The organism is Pseudomonas synxantha (assembly GCF_900105675.1).
GTDB lineage: Bacteria > Pseudomonadota > Gammaproteobacteria > Pseudomonadales > Pseudomonadaceae > Aquipseudomonas > Aquipseudomonas synxantha.
Genome location: NZ_LT629786.1, coordinates 317,109 through 333,540, shown reverse-complemented (window position 1 = coordinate 333,540; position 16,432 = coordinate 317,109). Strand labels below are relative to the sequence as shown.

The following is a 16,432-nucleotide window of genomic DNA, read 5'->3' as shown; positions in this document are numbered from 1 at the left end:
GGTTTCTCCTAGACAGGGATGCTCAGCCGCGACGCCAGTGCCACCAGCGTTACCAGCAAGATAGGGAGGGTGAGGATGCTGCCGACTTTGAAGTAGTAACCCCAGGTGATGCGGATATTTTTCTGCGCTAGCACATGCAGCCACAGCAACGTGGCCAGGCTTCCGATGGGCGTGATCTTGGGGCCAAGATCGCAACCGATGACGTTGGCGTAGATCATGGCCTCACGTACCAGTCCTGTAGCGTCGCTGCCCTGAATGGACAGAGCGCCGATAAGCACACTCGGCATGTTGTTCATGATCGAGGACAACAGCGCAGCGGTGATACCGGTGCCCAAGGTAGCGGCCCATAGGCCATGCTCGGCAAATATGTTCAGCAGCCCCGAGAGCGAGTCGGTTAGGCCAGCATTACGCAGGCCATAGACCACCAGATACATGCCCAGCGAAAACACGACAATTTGCCAGGGCGCGTCCTTGATGACCCTTCTCGTGGAGATGATTTGGCCTTTACCTGCGATGACCAGCAGGATCATTGCACACGCAGCAGCAACAGCGCTGATGGGGATACCTAACGGCTCCAGTGCGAACAGACCAACCAGCAGCAGGCCAAGTACCCACCAGCCAGCAATGAAGGTCGCCCGATCTCGAATCACCGACTCCGGGGCCTCAAGCTGATCCGCGTCGTACTGGGCGGGAATGTCCTTGCGATAGAACATCCAGAGCATGAACAGTGTCGCGGCCACGGCCACTAGGTTCACTGGCCACATGACAGAAGCGTATTCACCGAAACCCACGCCAAAAAAGTCTGCCGAAACGATGTTCACCAGGTTGGACACCACCATCGGCAGACTGGCGGTATCAGCGATGAAGCCTGCGGCCATCACGAATGCCAAGGTGGATGCCGGGCTGAAGCGAAGCGCCGTCAGCATCGCGATGACGATTGGGGTCAGAATCAGTGCGGCTCCATCATTGGCGAACAGTGCCGAAACGGCTGCACCGAGCAGGATCATCAGCGCAAACAGACGTCCGCCTTTGCCCCGACCCCAGCGAGCGACATGAAGCGCCGCCCATTTGAAGAATCCCGCTTCATCGAGCAACAAACTGATGATGATCACAGCAATGAAGGTCGCGGTAGCGTTCCAGACGATGTGCCACACAACCGGCACATCCCCTAGACTTACGGCGCCAGTCAGTAGTGCCAGAACGGCACCCGCTGCCGCGCTCCAGCCGACACCTAACCCCTTGGGTTGCCAGATAACAAAGACGAGCGTAACTACGAAAATCGATGCTGCGATGAGCATGAGTATGTTCCAGATCAGGATGTCAGCAGCAGGAGGCTTGGCGCACGGGTCTGTCTTCCATGGAAGCCAGCCGTCCTTGATGGTCGTTAACCCAGGACTGGTGTGCCTGCGTAGTGACGTTCAGAACATCCAGTGCCCACTGTTCAAGCTCGGGATGCAGCCGGTAGTAAACCCACTGACCCTGCCTCCGATCTGCGAGTAACCCGCAAGCACGCAGTTGGGCAAGATGCCTGGAGACCTTCGACTGGTTATCGTCCAGTGCCCAGATTAACTCGCACACGCACAACTCACCCTCAGCCGAAAGCATGAGCATGATCCGGGCGCGAGTTTCATCACCCAAGCACTTGAAGAATGTGTGTGGTGTAAGGCTCATAAGCAATCGCTCTGCATATGTGGATAATCGAATATGCAGATTTAACCACGTTCAGCCTGCTTGCACAAATGCCTGTGGCGGGAGTTAACGATGGGGATCAATGCTCACCGGTCGACCACAGGGTAACGACCAGGAGGGATTAACAATCGCCTCAGCACGCGGACGGAGATTTGATGTTCGAATGGATGTTCGCTGAACGCGATTTTGGATTCATTACTCTAGGCGTAATGGCAGGATAGCTGGTCAGGTCGAATGCAATTGAGTGGTCAGCGTGAATGCAAATGAATGCTCAGCGTGAATGGAAATGGGTGATCAGATACTAGGTAATTTTCCACCTCGGTCGCGTCATCTTTGTATAGCCTATAAATACCTATAGACGTAGTTTTCTATTTCCTACTGCGCAGCTGGTACCAGCCTGTCACCGTTCCCCTATCATTACAGGGGGCCTCTCGGCACATGATCAGGCACGTCACCACGCTCTCGCTTCTAGCGTTAATCGCCAGTTGCACGACCCAAACGGCGCAGACACCCAAGCCCGCTTTCGACAGCAGTCGCAATCCGGACATGTTGACGCCAGACCTCTATCCTGGCGGCGCCGTTCCTGAAAAAGAACCAGTAGTGCGCTATGGCCGCTACACCCTCGTCAGCACGCTGCCAGATTCTGGCCAACGTGACCTGATGGCTCAGATTATCGACATCAGCATTCCAGCCAACATGCACCCAAATGTGCATGAGGCCATGCAGTACGTGGTGGACCGTTCAGGTTATACGCTTTGCTCGGCAGACTCTGGCCACGTCAACATCCTTTACACCCGACCACTCCCAGCAGCCCAATATAAACTTGGCCCTATGACCCTGCGTAACACCCTGCAGGTGCTCGCAGGTCCGGCCTGGCAGGTGAAGGTCGACGAGGTCAACCGTCAGGTGTGCTACGTCCTGCGCCCTGGCTACCAGCTCCCGGACTCTCCACGTCCTGCATCAACTCAGATTGCTCAACTCAACACATCGACAGCTGCACAGCCTATCGCAGCGAAGAGCAATAACAATGATGCGGGCAGCCAAGTAGTAGTCGCCGCCGTTCCCCAAACAGCGCCTTTCACAACAACGGCATCAGCCGCTACCCCTGTGGCGAACGCTGCACCAGCCAAAACCGTGGCCCCTCCTACGGTGATTACCAAGGATGGCTCTACAAAACAAACGTCTGCCTTGCCGACTCAGAGTCCGGCCTCGACTTCGTCCAGCAACCCAGATGCCAAGGCCGCTTCAACTCCGAAACTGGTCACCGCGCCGTCCGCAGTTTCTGCAGCGCCAAAGCCGGTTGCGACGGACATTGCAGCGCCGAAGCCGCTGGCCCAGACATGGACGGCTTCAACTGGCTCAACCCTTCGTCAAACCGTCGAAGGCTGGGCTGAAAAAGCGGGCTGGAAACTGATGTGGCAGGTCGATGATTTGGATTACTCAATTGACGCTCCACTTCGATTTGAGGGCAGTTTCCAAGAAGCCATTGGGTCGATTTTCCCTCTCTACGACTCGGCTCCACGGTCCTTTCTGGTCGATGTGGTCGACAGTAACTCCTCACAGCGGCTGATTTTTATTACAGAGAGGAACAAATGATGACTGCTCGTCTCTGGATCAAAAGCACAGCCTTGTCACTTATCGTCGCACTGGTGAGTTCCTGTTCGCTGCAGCGTGTGAATGAATCGGCCAGCCGAGCTGAAAATGACGCTGCGACAGCCTCTCAATACAGCCGATTTCTGAGAAATCAGCAGCAAGAGTCCGCGCGCGCTACGGTGGTGTTCAGCGACAAACCATGGGTGTCCAAAAAACCGCTGGTCGCCAAGCGTGGTTTACCGCTGACCATGGATTGCGACATCACCTATCGCCCCTCATATAACGTTGGGATCGCTGAGATCGCGCAGTACATCACTAGTGAATGTGGTGTACCGGTCATCGTAGCCCCTGACGCAATCGACCCAAGTGTCCTTTCCAGTTCGACGCAGGGCAACTCAGGACCTGCAGTTCCACCTGGTTTGGGCTCTGCCGACAACCTGACCAACTTCATGCCCGCCGGCGTCATCGGCAATGTTCCGAGCAACGCCCGCTCAATGAATTCGATTGGGCTGACTGCACCCAACACATTCCCCATTAAGTACAGCGGCAAGCTGTCAGGGTTGTTGAATCAAGCGACCTCCCAGTTGGGCTTAGCGTGGAATTATTCCTCCGATGATCGAAGCGTGCATGTCACTTACTTCGACACCAAGACGTTCGACGTCTGGGCATTTGGTGATGACCAGGTCATTGAAAGCACAGTGAAGTCGGGCTTGCTGACCGCTACAGGCAGCGGGAGCAGTTCCGGTGGTGGTGGCGGCGGATCTTCGTCGACAGGTGCATCGGGTGAATCAGGCAGCAACCAGAGCACCACCGTTACCATCAAGACCTCGCTGATCGGAGACATTGAAAAAAACGTCAAGGCGATGCTGAGCCAACAGCCCCAAGGTCGGATGTTCCTCTCGCGTTCCACTGGCACCCTGACGGTAAGTGATCGACCAGAAGTACTCTCAAACGTTGCTAAATACCTGAATTCGATCAACAGCAGTATCACCCGTCAGGTGTTGTTCAACGTCAAAGTTTTCGAGGTAACTCTCACCGACACAGACCAGACCGGCCTGGACTGGACGGCTGTCTATACGTCCTTGAGCAACAAATGGGGCTTTTCGCTGAAGAATGCCACCACCGGCATAAGCACGGGCGCGGTGTCGGGCTCGTTGAGTATTTTGGACACGTCGAAGTCTCCTTGGGCTGGCTCCAACTTAATCATCAAAGCACTTTCCGAACAGGGCCGAATCTCGAACGTTCGCTCGCCGTCGGTCACCACGCTGAATCTGCAGCCGGCACCCATCCAGATCGGCAACGTAAAGAGCTATGTCGCATCAAGCTCGACAACCACTACGGCTTCCGTTGGATCGTCTACTTCGCTCACCCCCGCGACTATCACCAGCGGCTTCAACATGATGTTGCTCCCTCGAATCATCGACCAGGACAACATGTTGCTGATGATCACCCTGAGCATGAGTAGCAAACCGACCTTCACCACTTTTACGAGCAACGGCTCCAGTGTCCAGACAGCGGATTACGACACCAAGAATCTGTCGCCCAAGGTCAAATTGCGCAGCGGTCAAACCCTCGTACTGACTGGTTTTGAGGAGAACAGCGAAAACGCAACCAAGTCTGGCGTAGGGGATCCTGGATTCTTCGGTTTGGGCGGCAGCCGTGTCCGCACCACAGGGCACAGCGTACTCGTAGTGCTGATTACTCCTGTTGTTGATAGCGACACAGGCAGCCCCAGCGCGGTGATTTCACCTGCTGCCAACGAGCCTTGGGGCTCTTGCCCTACCCCACTGCTGCATTGCACAGGTTCCAAGGGGTAAGCCATGGTTGCGGAAACCTCAAAAAATGCACGCTCTGCTCGAGTCCAGGTACTCCAGTATCGTGGAAAATCATTTGTCACCGGTCTGCGCTGGCATCCGCTGGGTAGTGTCACCGGGCACATGAAGGAAGCGCGCCAGTACGGTCGTGAGCACCACCTCGACATTGTCGCCATTAGAAGAACACCAGCCATTATTCAGGCAGGTTTTGTAGCGCGCAGCGAGGAGGTCATCAAAGGGATGTACTCGCTCGCGGCCACCCTGGCTGGACAGCTGGGGGACTCATGGATCGCGGCCTGGAAAACTGAAAGCGAGATTGACCAATATGCCCTCGTTGCTGTGTATCAAGGTGGCGTGATCTCTGGCTGCGACATGATCGGCACTGGTGCTGAGGTCCGCCGCCGAGTCGCGCAACAACGCAGTCGTGGGATCAACTTCGACAACGAGTACCTGCCCCCAGAGTTCGATATGGGCGGTCAACCACTGGACGTGGCAGAGCTGCTTCAGCCGTCGCATCTAAAACGCGAGTACCGGCTACGGCCACTCGTCTTTGGGCTATCCAAACCAGAACTTGTACAGCTGGCGGTTCTTGGCGTGCTGATCGCTGCCGGCATCATCGGATGGGCTCAATGGCAGAACCATCAGGACCAGATAGCCAAAGAGGCGGCTTTCCAGGCTGAACAGCAACGCCTGGCAGAGTTGGCCAGACTGCAAAAAGAATCCGGTATGGAACAGACGCCCCAAGCGCTTGAACACCCTTGGGCCAAACGTCCATCTGTTGCAGATTTCCTGGAGGGTTGCAGCAACGTCATTTATCAGTTGCCTCTGTCCATTCAGGGATGGCAGTTCACGAGTGCCGTCTGCGACGGCGCACAGGTTTTGTCCTCCTATAAGCGCTCGGGCAATAGCACGGCCGACAAACTGATACAGGCGACGCAGGGCCACTTTTCTGATCGGCCGGCCTTCTTTGACGAGGGCAACTCGGCCACGTTGAAATTCGACATCTCTCTACCCGCAGCCGGTGATGAGCCTCTAAAAGACGCCATCGTGATGTTGGCGAACCTGTCGTCTTGGCTGCACAGCTTCACTCAAACCCCAGTGCTGAAAGAAGTGCCGGTCGTTGTGCCCATTCAACCAGCGATACCGGGCCAACCTGCGCCACCGCCGCCCCCACCGCCTCAATGGAAGCAATTCGAGCTGAGCTATGCCACTGGCATTACGCCGCTGGACTCATTATCCGGCGCACCCAGTCAGGGCTTACGGCTGCGCGAAATCACAACCAAATATGAGACCGGCCACCTTGTCTGGTCAGTAATAGGTGACCTATATGCGAAATAAAGCGCTGTGCTTTTTGTGCTCCATCCTTGCGTTAGGGGCACCATCGAGCTGGGCAGATGAGAACACCCTATCTGGGGTGAACGTCGGCGAGCTGGCCCAGATTCAAAGCCAGACGATCTTGTTGAATGCCAAAGCCGAGAAGGCCAAGGCCGAAAGATCGATCAAGGGTGAAGACCAAAGTGCGACGACGCAGCCGTCAACTGTGTTTTTTTCTCAAGGAAACCTCACACAGCCGGCTGCAGCCTCGGCGCACAGCAGTGATACACAGTCTGACTTGCCTGTCGTGAAAGCGGTATTCGGCTCAGCAAAACGGCTGCGTGCGACTCTGCTCTACAGCAGCGGATTTGAAGTAGACGCAGATGCCTCATCTCGGGAGTTACCCGGTGGCTATCGCATGGCCATCCTCTCCGTCGAAAACGTGACCCTCGAGCGTGGCGGTAAGCGCTACCCCCTCGGCTTTTCCAGTACGCCCCCGGCCAGCTTGAGCAACGTTAACAATTCAGCCCCCAGCATTACCCCATCAGCACCTATGCCGCCTGGGCTGATCCCTGGCCAACGTTGATTGAGAAGTTCGATGACGATCCTGACTGAAAAACCAGATGTCATAGAGCCTGACAGTGATGAGTCTGCTGCAGTCCTACTGACGTCGCACCAAATACTGCTGACGGCCCCTGGTGGACCGTTTGAGCTGAAACCCGAGCTGCGTCAACTATGTGCGTTGACCAGCGATGGGATTTTGTATGTGTCAGCCCAACACCAAACGGATGCCTATGTCATGGCATTCGAGGACCAGCTGGAACACGAAAATCACCACTTTGAGGTCAAGGTCTGCTCGATGAGCACAATCAAGGCACTCTACCGCGCCAATGATGATGCAAATGGTAAAGCACTATCGGCGACTGAGACGAAGCGCCAGGCCCAGGTGGTGCAGCTTTTAGGAGAAGCCCACCGGCGCAATGCCAGCGACGTCCACTTTGTCGTAGGTCACGATATCACTCGAATCTTCTTTCGCATCCACGGGCTCTTGTGGGAGGCAGAACAGCACCAGAGCCAGGTGGGCATGGAGCTCTGCTCGTCCCTCTACAACAGCATGTGCGATGTCGCGAAAGACCACTACCAGCCGCAGGTGAGCCAGGACGCCAGGGTAAAACGCGCCTATGTCGACCAACTCGGTTTGTTCGGTGCCCGAGTCGCCACTCGGCCGCTCGTAGATGGCCCTCTGATGGTTTTGCGTCTGCTGTATGACGACAAAACCAAAATGACGCTTAGTGATCTCGGTTTCCTGACGCAGCAAATTGATGCATTCAGCCGCATCCGCAGCTTGCCTTATGGGGTGAACCTGATCACTGGACCCACCGGTTCCGGCAAATCGAAGTCGCTGCAGGTAAACCTGAACCTCTTGCACGAAGAGTGCGGTGGAACAAAACACATTCTGACGATGGAAGATCCACCTGAATATCCACTTCTCGCCAATCAGTCACCGCTGGGCGCCGGTGAAACCTGGAATGACGGGATCACCAATTCCATGCGACTCGACCCTGACATTCTCATGTATGGGGAGATCCGGGACCTTGCATCAGCACAAGCGGCTTTCCGCGGCGGTATGACTGGTCACCTGGTGCTGACGACACTGCACACCAACAACGCTGTAGCAGCTCTTCAACGACTGATCGACATGGGTGTAGACCGACACCTGGTTACTGATCCTGCACTGATGACAAGCGTGGTCAATCAATCCCTCTTGCCCGTGCTGTGTTCCCACTGCCGCGTCCCCGCACGCGAGCATCTCGGGCAGCTCAACAGTGCGCTGGTGCAGCACTTGCGCGATTTGGAAGCGATTGATGAGACCTACCTCAAAGGACCGGGATGCCCGCATTGCAAAGGCTTGGGCATCACCGGTCGCACGGTGGTTGCGGAAACTTTGCTCACCGACCTTGAATTCATGCGCGTTTTCAATGGGCAGGGTGCAAGTGCGGCACGTCGCCACTGGGTCAAGGAAATGGGCGGTATTACCAAGACCGCACACACGATCATCAAACTGAAACAAGGATTAGTAGACCCCCGCCACGCCGAAATGACGGTGGGGCCGTTGGACTTTGACCGGCAAATCCTGGAGCTCGCTCATGCTGAGTGACGTCAGAGCGATGCTGAATCGTTGGGCAGAGACCTTCTATGCCAAGCAGTTTGGCAAAAACGAAAGAATCCAGTTCTACGAGAGCCTGATGGGCATCCTTGAGGATGGTGTGTCGCTTGAAGACGCACTGCACACGGTGGCCAGAGCATTCAGCGATAACGGGCAGAAGCTCCATCCAGTGTCCCTTGCCTGCAGGGATATCGCGCAATCGGTAAAAGGTGGGAAATCGCTGAGCATTTCCTGCGAAGGCTGGGTTCCCTATGACGAGAACTCTTTGATCGCTTCCGGGGAAGACACCGGCAACCTGGTGCAGGCATTTCGGGACTGCGTGAGGATCATCGAAGTACGTCAGCGGATCAGCAAACTCGTAGCGTCCGCCACCGTTTTCCCCTCCATGGTGTGGAGCGTCATGGCGGCGTTGCTGTATGTGATTGCAGTGTGGATGGTGCCCTCCATGACACGACGCTCCAACCCCGAGGCGTGGACCGGCGTGCCGGCCTTCCTCTATGCCCTATCGAATTTCGTGACCCACTACGGGCTAGTGACGCTGATAGCTGTAATCGTCTTTATCCTCATATCGATCATCACTCTACCCGTGTTTTGCGGCCTTCAGATTACGGCCGCCAGCCCTTCGTGGAAGCTGCAGTTGAACAAGCTGCTCCAGGTCCTGCGAGTCCGAGCAGAGAGGCTCCCGCCTTGGTCAGTCTACAAGGCGCTCCACGGATCGATCTTTCTGCTCAACATGGCTGTGATGCTGCGCTCCGGCATCAACCAACTAGATGCGCTGACCTCTCTTCAACGCAATGCCTCTCCATGGTTGAAAGAGCGCCTGAGCGCCATTCATTACGGAGTGAGCGCCGGCAAAAACTTCGGTACCGCATTGAAGCTTGCGGGTCATCAATTCCCAGACCCCATGGCGATGCATTTTCTGGAAGTGCTCGCCACCCGCAAAGGCTTCGCTGAGTCGATGGAACGGTTTTCCAACCGGTGGCTGGAGCAAACGCTTCAGCGCGTCGAAGCCATCGCCAAATCTCTTATCGGCATGTCCTCCATGGCCATGGGGGTCATGATGATTCTGGTAGTGGTCGGGATCTTCCAGTTGGCCGGCAATGTGACTGCAACGCTTTAAATCAAACCTAAATGAGGTACTGGAAATGCCAACAAACACTCAAAACAACCAACGCGGATTTCTCTCCCTGGACGGGATGTTCTGGTTGATGCTGATCGCGGTGGCACTTGGTTTCATCGTGTTCATGGGCTACAGAACGTTCGGCAGCTCGGACGTCACCATTGAACAGAGCAATCTCGGCACGTTGCTGAGCAATACCAAACGACTGAAAAGCACCACGGGCTACGCCACGGCAGGCACCAACTTGGCGCCTTCTTTGATCAACCTCGAGGCAACTGGCGGCATGAGCATCAACGGTAATGCCCTGTCCAACCGCTGGAACGGCGCAGTGACCGTAATGAGCAACGGCATGACCTTCACCATCACAGAATCCAACCTTCCGAAAAATGCCTGCATCACCCTTGCCTCGAACATGGCCAAGGACAAACAGACAACGACGGCGATCAATGGCGGCACTGCAATTGCCGGCGAAATCACTGCGGTGGCAGCTGCGACCAGCTGCTCCTCGGACGCCAATACCATCGCTTGGACTTCGTACTAAGGAACTCAGTGTGAGCGTGATCTCTGATGCTGAATTCGTCGACCTGTACCTCGGCGATGGATTTGCCGACGCCAAAGGTCTCCCTGGGCAGGCACGAAGGGTTGAAGCGCCCGCCGAATGGCGGGCAGACCTTGAGCGCTTACGGGCGCAGTGCGAGGAAAAGCACAAGGCAACCCAGGATCCAGAGTTCGCCCTAATTGAAGATGGCGTCGTCCTTCGTGTAACCCAGTTGCTGGATTTGAATGGCAAGCCTGTGTTTGTCGTAAGCAAATCCTCAGTCCAGATCCGTCCATTGGACATGCTGGGTCTGCCCGACTATCTGCAGGACGCGCTGATGAGCGACACGGTACGCGGCCTGATATTTATTTGTGGGGAAATGGGCACAGGGAAAACCTCAAGTGCTGCATCACTGGTGAAAGCACGTCTCGAGGCCTGGGGAGGCATTTGTGTGGCTGTAGAGGATCCTCCAGAACCATTTTTGAATGGCAGGCATGGGAGTGGGCGCTGCATTCAAGTTCCGGTCTCTCGCCGGATGGGGGGATACGAGGAAGCTTTGATCCTAGCGCTGCGCACAAGAGCCGATTTCCTGTTCGTGGGAGAAATTCGCGACAGCTCGACAGCAGCACAAGTAATTCAAGCCTCGATCAATGGCCATCTCATTATCAGCACAGGTCATGCCGGCAGCGTTACTCAAGGCATTGAACGTATATCAGCCCTGGCTCAGCCGTTACTCAATAACGCCCGAGAGCTGCTCTCCAAGGGGTTGGTGGCTGTTCTTCACCAGTCCTTATCAAGTGGCAACGAAGGAAGTCGTCGATTAACCCTGCAGAGCCTGCTTTTCACAGGCGATGACGGACCGGGCATCCGAGAGAAAGTCCATGCAGGAAAGATCACGATGCTCGATCACGACATCGCTCACCAATCATCAAGGAGTCTCTGGAATGACCAGTAGGATCAAGCAGCGGGGGTTCTTGAGCTTGGACATGGCGATCGGATTGGCCGTTTTCTCCGTTGTCGTCACTTTGGCGATCGCATGGCAAATCAAGCAGATGGATTCTCAGGACTATCGAATTGCGGCTGATCAACAGAGAACCATTTCAGAGGCATTGGCCAAATATCTGAAGGATAACTACAGCGTGGTGCTGGCCAACGCGGCAGCAACCGTACCGGTGCAAATAACCGTTCCGATGCTCGTCAACACCAACTACCTTCCTGCAGGTTATAGCCCCACTAACGCCTTTGGGCAGACCATTGTCGGCCTCGCCCGGAAACCCAACGCCAATCAACTGGAAGTGATTGTGGTTACTACAGGTGGGCAGACGATTCCTGAAATGGGTATTCGAACCATCGCTGAAAATCTCGGAGGACCTGGTGGGTTCATCTCTTCTGCCAATCCGAACATCGTCCAGGGCGTGCGGGGTGGATGGCAGGTAGCACTAAGTAACTATGCTATAGCTCCTGGCCCAGGACATACAGCTAGCGCACTTTTTCTTATGGATGGAGCGTTGGCTAATGACTATCTATATCGAAACGCAGTGCCCAATCATCCAGAATTCAACACGATGAATACTGATATCACGATGGGCAACCACAATATTAACAACGCAGGAAGTATCACAGCGTCAGGCAACATAACAGCTAACGCCGACATTACAGCTCGAAACGTTATCGCCACAGCCAATGTTAATGCCGCTACTGCAACCATTACCGGTGATACCAGCACAGGTGGTTGGTTCAGAACACGTGGTGACACAGGCTGGTACAGCGAAAAATGGGGAGGCGGGATTTATCAAAATAGCCCCAACTGGGTCCAAGTTTATAACGACAAAAACTTTTCAACCGGAGGTGAACTATGGGGTGGAAAGATAACCTCGACGGGCAAGATAACGGCCTATGATCGCATTCAGACAAATGAATATTTGTCCCTGGGAGGCATAGCTACCGAGGGGCAACAGTGCAGTGACCGAACCCTTCTTGCAAAAAGCGCCGCGGGAATAACGTTGTCCTGCGAACAAGGCTTATGGAAAAGACCAGGTGGGTGGGAATTCCAGCTGATCCAGGGCACCTGCCAGGCGCCTGCCAGAGGAAGTGTGACCTGCTCCCTTGGCGACACTACATGGAAGTCATGCTCTTTAACTGGCGCTTTTGGCATCGGGGATAGTGAGACTGGGTACATCTTCAGAAATGCAAGTGGATGGTTTCTCTCCACATCTCGACTTTCCTGGCCAGGTCTTTTCTATTGGAGCTGCTTCAAATAAAGCATCCATTTATAAAATTTCAAAAACGTTTTATAGTATGTTTATGGGGATTATTGCAGTGCAGACGCTTGAGAATAACGTTGAGTATAGTGCTGGAGAATTACAGACCTGGCTAAGCACCCGAAGCAGGATATGCTCAACTGTGCTATGGCGTCGCGCACTAGAAGAAAAAGAGGCATTCGAGGTCGGCGAGTTCACTTACAAGTTACAACCAACGGCCTCTGGTCGTTATTTAGTAAAAAAGATCGCCACTATGGAATTAATCAATCCACAACGCAAACCAATGAGCATCAAGCGAGCCGCAAAGTGGACTGTCATTGCGCTTGGCCTAGTAGGAATTTGCTTAACATTGATTATCCTCACGAAATAGTTTTGTTATTGACGCGTAGGTGGTAACAACCACCATTTTGTGGATGGAGCTCATATCATGACAATGCAATGGCTCGTTTTGATGATTGTGCTCATTGCCTCCAGCATTTTCATGGAGAACCAACATCAGGACCAACGTACATCCGACTACGCTACCCTCGACTCACTGGGTCGCGGCTTTCTGGTGTACCGATCTGCCGCTACCGAATATGCCCAGGCCAACCCGGGCTTCAGCGGAGTACCGAGCGATTCTGCGCTCAACCTACCTGGGTGGTTTGTGAAACCTGTGGGCGTAGGTTCTTACATCTCATCAGGAACGGCCTATACTTATTTTGATGGGGTTGCACCGTCAGGCTTGCCTTCTGTGCTGGTAGACCTGACAAAGACAACTACCGTTGGTTTAAAGCGTTCAGGAATGCTGATTTCACAGATAACTGGGGCGACCGGTATAGCAATTCCGTCCCCTGTTCCCGAAGGTGCGGTCGTCGCAGTCAATTAGTCTGAGTCGACCGACTTTGAAAGGCGCCGGGTTGCATAAGCTCCGGCCTATCAACATAATGATCACAACAACGTTTCCACCCCGTTGGCTACTGGCGGTCATCAGTAGCGCCCGGTGATGCGGCTTGCCTCATCACCAACCCCAAAGCACGCATAGCTCCGGGAAGGGCGTGCGGACCTGGTTCAGAGCTCTCCCTGTGTCTCCCTGTTCAAGCCAGACACGCAGCCGTCTAACTCGTGAATTGCGAGTTCAAAGGCACATAGGGCTCTGTTGAGGTTCGAAGCACCGTAGTCTAAGGGCCACACTGGTGTTGTGGCCCACACTTTTTAAAGCTCACACAATAGGTAGCCTGATCATCTTGCAAAGGATGATCAGGCTACCTATTGGTAGCTGCTTTTCCTTGCCGGTGGCCCGCCGGCGAAACGCAGGGCTCCCTTTGTGCGCGGATGCGTGCCTTATGCTAGCTGGCCTCAGCCACGATAATCGGCCAGGTGTTGGAAGTAAGACGTTCAGATCACAGCCCAGGGATCAACAACGCCTTCATCCCGCACAGGTGGTATTTTTTTCTGAAAGACGCTACTTACTACATCCGAGAGTGACTGTTGACCCAGCTACTCTCGGTAGCTTCTCCTGTCGACCTGAACCTTCTTTGCCCTCCGCGAAATATCCCTCTCCGCTTGACACATCACCATCCCCCCTTCGATGATATGGACGTGCTTTGCTGACGTCGTCAGCATCATGCCCAGGCAGTCAGGATCTTGAAGACTGCGACACGATGTTCGTGTCAGATCCGCCCAAGACCGCTGAGCTTCTGGTAGCGCGGTCGGTCGACAATCGTCGATGGAAGCACCTTATGCAACTCACCTCGCGGGGAATCACTTCCCCAACGGGGTCAGTGGGTTCTCCGCATTCAACCTGCAGGAGAATCACCATGTCCAAACTTGCTTATGGCTTCGGTTTCGCGCTTGGCACCATCACGCGACAGTTTCTGCGTGCGGTAAAGAAAACCAGCGCTGCGCCCACAGCTATCCATACCAAAGCAGCTCCGTTGCTTCCACCGCCCTGCGTACCTGAGCGTCTCGTACGTGAGATGGATCATGTACCGGCAATAACTCGTAAAGGTGTCGACCTGAACCTTTGGTACGCGGCTAACACTCGAGTGGTCGAAAAGCCAGCTCGGAAACCGCGTAAGAAGCCAGCTGCACGCTCGTTGGTGCCAGCAACTTGCTAAGTCTGCGTCCTTCGCCTCTGTAGGGAGCCTTCCCAAAGGGAAGGTTTCCTCAGAGTTTTCACGGTAGGGGCTTGACAAGCGACAATCGTATTTCCATGATCTGCACATGTATCGCTGACGTCGTCAGCAACATGCCCAAGTAGTCTGGATCCGCAAGACTACGATGCGGTTTTCTGCATTGATCCACTCCCAAGATCGCCATAGCTTCCGGTAGCGCGATCAGTCGACTTAGTCGATGGAAGCACCTTTCCCACCCATGACGGGCCTACCCCGTCAGGGCAGGCCTCTCACTTTTGGAGGTCTGATGAAAACTGAACTGGCTCTCTACCAGGCGTTGATTTCGATTAACGTCCCGGAACAGAAGGCAAATGCTGTTATTGAAGCTTTGGAGACCGACATGCTTTCACGTTTGGCTACCAAGGCAGATTTAACTGCTCTTGCTGCAGAGTTCAAATCTGAGATTTCACAGCTTGAAGTCAAGCTCACCATTCGCATGGGCGTCATGTTGTCTGCAGCTGTCGGTGTAATGATTGCTGCAATGAAGCTGATGCATTAAACAACCTTAAGCTCCACCCACCCTCGCGGGGAATACTTTCCCCCTAGGGCGAAGTGTTTCTCCGCTTTCTGTTATTTCGAAACTGGAGAATCACCATGAGCACTAATCAATCCAACGAAGCAAAATTCTTCGACCTTCACACCACTGGTATCGGTTATCTCAACCGTATCCGTGAAGTGAAACCTCGCGGCAAAGGTAAGCCATTCATGGCAGTTACCGTTGCGGCTCTGCGCGGCTCGATGGATGATGCCGAGTATTCCTATATCGACTGCAACGTGGTCGGCGCTGAAGCTGAAAAGCTGATTCGTCGCAGCCAAGCAGCCGTTGAAGCCGGAAAGAAGGTCCTTGTGAGCTTCCGCATCGGTGATATCTGGACCGACGCATTTACCTACGAGAAAGGCGATAAAAAAGGTCAACCTGGAGCAAGCCTCAAGGGACGCCTGTTGTTTATCGGCTGGATCAAGGTGGATGGCCAAACCGTCTATGAAGCAAAGCCTCGTGAAGTAGAACCAGTTGTTGAAGACGGCGAAGCGGAACCTGAAGCACAGCTCGCAAGCGAAGAAGCATCCGAGCCAGTAGCAGAGGAACAATCCAAGCCAACGCCCGCTAAACAGCAGCGTACGGCATCTTGATTCACTTTGTTGAAAGGCACCCTTCGGGTGCCTTCATTATTATCAAAGTCCGCAGGGAACACCTCCCTTCCGGGCACGGTGATTCTCGTCCGTTGGAGACTCACCTTTATGAACACGTTATTTACGCAATCTCTCGATATACGCGTTGCTTATGCAAAAGCGGAAATCTATGGCGACGAGATTACCCAATATGAGGCTGAGATCGAGGCTCATATTCTGGGTGCCGACGCGTACCGCGCCGGCCAGCCGATCGTACCCGAGCTGTTCAAAACCGTTCCTGCGCTCAGTCGAGCTTGGGGCGAAGGAGTGAACGCGGCCATTAATGGTGGCGGTTGGTCACGCTTTACTGAAGAAGACCAGCAGCAGCTAATAACACCGGAACCATACATTGTGTCGGATTTTGCATACGGGAAACTTGCATTCGCCGAGTGCGGTATCGAGTACCCCCTCCAAATACTGAAGAGCGCTGCGGGCTATTACATTGGTACCGCTGATGAGTTTGAACCGGTATCAAGGGAGTCCGAAGAATACTACCGCAGCGAATATGCCGCGAAACAAGCTTTTGACCTCAACCTCTGGACACAACGCCACGTGTGCTGGTCCTGACATAACCAAAACATACCTAACCGGGAAACCACTTCCCGGACGG

16 protein-coding genes are annotated in these 16,432 nt (G+C 54.4%); 14 read left to right on the top strand and 2 right to left on the bottom strand.

Features of this window, described 5'->3' with window-relative positions; translation table 11 throughout:
* Positions 1 to 8 precede the first annotated feature (8 nt).
* Together BLU48_RS01590 and BLU48_RS01585 are read right to left on the bottom strand one after the other, a co-directional pair.
* Positions 9 to 1,298, bottom strand: coding sequence for an arsenic transporter (locus BLU48_RS01590; protein ID WP_008437350.1), 1,290 nt, complete (start codon positions 1,296 to 1,298; stop codon positions 9 to 11).
* A 22-nt stretch (positions 1,299 to 1,320) separates the two neighbouring features.
* Positions 1,321 to 1,671 carry a metalloregulator ArsR/SmtB family transcription factor gene (locus BLU48_RS01585; protein ID WP_008437351.1) on the bottom strand — a complete coding sequence of 117 codons (351 nt, stop codon included), beginning with the start codon at positions 1,669 to 1,671 and terminating at the stop codon, positions 1,321 to 1,323.
* Between the two features lie 456 nt (positions 1,672 to 2,127).
* Here BLU48_RS01585 and pilL2 point away from each other — a divergent pair, with 456 nt between their 5' ends.
* The 14 genes from pilL2 (at position 2,128) to BLU48_RS32605 (ending at position 16,389) form a co-directional block, all read left to right on the top strand.
* Complete coding sequence (pilL2, locus tag BLU48_RS01580; RefSeq protein ID WP_019818090.1) at positions 2,128 to 3,285, top strand: PFGI-1 class ICE element type IV pilus protein PilL2; 1,158 nt, start codon at positions 2,128 to 2,130, stop codon at positions 3,283 to 3,285.
* Positions 3,285 to 5,099: a PilN family type IVB pilus formation outer membrane protein gene (gene pilN / locus BLU48_RS01575; RefSeq protein WP_019818091.1), complete on the top strand. Its 1,815-nt coding sequence runs from the start codon at positions 3,285 to 3,287 to the stop codon at positions 5,097 to 5,099. The genes pilL2 and pilN overlap by 1 nt, the downstream gene beginning before the upstream one ends.
* Positions 5,100 to 5,102: 3 nt before the next feature.
* A complete protein-coding gene (pilO2, locus tag BLU48_RS01570; RefSeq protein WP_024073376.1) occupies positions 5,103 to 6,434 on the top strand; it encodes a type 4b pilus protein PilO2 in 1,332 nt (443 codons plus the stop codon).
* Positions 6,424 to 6,996, top strand: a complete 573-nt coding sequence (pilP, locus tag BLU48_RS01565) for a type IV pilus biogenesis protein PilP (protein ID WP_008437355.1) — start codon at positions 6,424 to 6,426, stop codon at positions 6,994 to 6,996. The genes pilO2 and pilP overlap by 11 nt, the downstream gene beginning before the upstream one ends.
* A 12-nt stretch (positions 6,997 to 7,008) precedes the next feature.
* Positions 7,009 to 8,568 (top strand): GspE/PulE family protein, encoded by a 1,560-nt coding sequence (locus BLU48_RS01560; protein WP_019818093.1) that lies wholly within the window; start codon positions 7,009 to 7,011, stop codon positions 8,566 to 8,568.
* Entirely contained in the window at positions 8,558 to 9,697 is a 1,140-nt protein-coding gene (locus BLU48_RS01555) for a type II secretion system F family protein (RefSeq protein ID WP_019818094.1), read from the top strand. Before BLU48_RS01560 ends, BLU48_RS01555 begins: the two co-directional genes overlap by 11 nt.
* 25 nt (positions 9,698 to 9,722) lie before the next feature.
* A complete protein-coding gene (locus BLU48_RS01550) occupies positions 9,723 to 10,238 on the top strand; it encodes a type 4 pilus major pilin (RefSeq protein ID WP_019818095.1) in 516 nt (171 codons plus the stop codon).
* A 10-nt stretch (positions 10,239 to 10,248) separates the two neighbouring features.
* Positions 10,249 to 11,190, top strand: coding sequence for an ATPase, T2SS/T4P/T4SS family (locus BLU48_RS01545; protein ID WP_008437359.1), 942 nt, complete (start codon positions 10,249 to 10,251; stop codon positions 11,188 to 11,190).
* Positions 11,180 to 12,496 carry a shufflon system plasmid conjugative transfer pilus tip adhesin PilV gene (pilV, locus tag BLU48_RS01540; protein WP_019818096.1) on the top strand — a complete coding sequence of 439 codons (1,317 nt, stop codon included), beginning with the start codon at positions 11,180 to 11,182 and terminating at the stop codon, positions 12,494 to 12,496. The genes BLU48_RS01545 and pilV overlap by 11 nt, the downstream gene beginning before the upstream one ends.
* A complete protein-coding gene (locus BLU48_RS31595) occupies positions 12,429 to 12,866 on the top strand; it encodes a hypothetical protein (protein WP_124356003.1) in 438 nt (145 codons plus the stop codon). The genes pilV and BLU48_RS31595 overlap by 68 nt, the downstream gene beginning before the upstream one ends.
* A 57-nt stretch (positions 12,867 to 12,923) precedes the next feature.
* A complete protein-coding gene (gene pilM / locus BLU48_RS01535) occupies positions 12,924 to 13,364 on the top strand; it encodes a type IV pilus biogenesis protein PilM (RefSeq protein WP_019818097.1) in 441 nt (146 codons plus the stop codon).
* A 1,535-nt stretch (positions 13,365 to 14,899) separates the two neighbouring features.
* Positions 14,900 to 15,151, top strand: a complete 252-nt coding sequence (locus BLU48_RS01525; protein WP_008437363.1) for a hypothetical protein — start codon at positions 14,900 to 14,902, stop codon at positions 15,149 to 15,151.
* 95 nt (positions 15,152 to 15,246) lie between these two features.
* Positions 15,247 to 15,783 (top strand): STY4534 family ICE replication protein, encoded by a 537-nt coding sequence (locus BLU48_RS01520; protein ID WP_019818099.1) that lies wholly within the window; start codon positions 15,247 to 15,249, stop codon positions 15,781 to 15,783.
* Between the two features lie 108 nt (positions 15,784 to 15,891).
* Complete coding sequence (locus tag BLU48_RS32605; protein ID WP_019818100.1) at positions 15,892 to 16,389, top strand: hypothetical protein; 498 nt, start codon at positions 15,892 to 15,894, stop codon at positions 16,387 to 16,389.
* Positions 16,390 to 16,432 lie beyond the last annotated feature (43 nt).

Excerpts from the sequence above, each read along its gene's own strand:
- BLU48_RS01590 (WP_008437350.1), bottom strand. The coding sequence starts at position 1,298 with ATGCTCATCGCAGCATCGATTTTCGTAGTTACGCTCGTCTTTGTTATC.
- BLU48_RS01585 (WP_008437351.1), bottom strand. The coding sequence starts at position 1,671 with ATGAGCCTTACACCACACACATTCTTCAAGTGCTTGGGTGATGAAACT.
- pilL2 (WP_019818090.1), top strand. The coding sequence starts at position 2,128 with ATGATCAGGCACGTCACCACGCTCTCGCTTCTAGCGTTAATCGCCAGT.
- pilN (WP_019818091.1), top strand. The coding sequence starts at position 3,285 with ATGACTGCTCGTCTCTGGATCAAAAGCACAGCCTTGTCACTTATCGTC.
- pilO2 (WP_024073376.1), top strand. The coding sequence starts at position 5,103 with ATGGTTGCGGAAACCTCAAAAAATGCACGCTCTGCTCGAGTCCAGGTA.
- pilP (WP_008437355.1), top strand. The coding sequence starts at position 6,424 with ATGCGAAATAAAGCGCTGTGCTTTTTGTGCTCCATCCTTGCGTTAGGG.
- BLU48_RS01560 (WP_019818093.1), top strand. The coding sequence starts at position 7,009 with ATGACGATCCTGACTGAAAAACCAGATGTCATAGAGCCTGACAGTGAT.
- BLU48_RS01555 (WP_019818094.1), top strand. The coding sequence starts at position 8,558 with ATGCTGAGTGACGTCAGAGCGATGCTGAATCGTTGGGCAGAGACCTTC.
- BLU48_RS01550 (WP_019818095.1), top strand. The coding sequence starts at position 9,723 with ATGCCAACAAACACTCAAAACAACCAACGCGGATTTCTCTCCCTGGAC.
- pilV (WP_019818096.1), top strand. The coding sequence starts at position 11,180 with ATGACCAGTAGGATCAAGCAGCGGGGGTTCTTGAGCTTGGACATGGCG.
- pilM (WP_019818097.1), top strand. The coding sequence starts at position 12,924 with ATGACAATGCAATGGCTCGTTTTGATGATTGTGCTCATTGCCTCCAGC.
- BLU48_RS01525 (WP_008437363.1), top strand. The coding sequence starts at position 14,900 with ATGAAAACTGAACTGGCTCTCTACCAGGCGTTGATTTCGATTAACGTC.
- BLU48_RS01520 (WP_019818099.1), top strand. The coding sequence starts at position 15,247 with ATGAGCACTAATCAATCCAACGAAGCAAAATTCTTCGACCTTCACACC.
- BLU48_RS32605 (WP_019818100.1), top strand. The coding sequence starts at position 15,892 with ATGAACACGTTATTTACGCAATCTCTCGATATACGCGTTGCTTATGCA.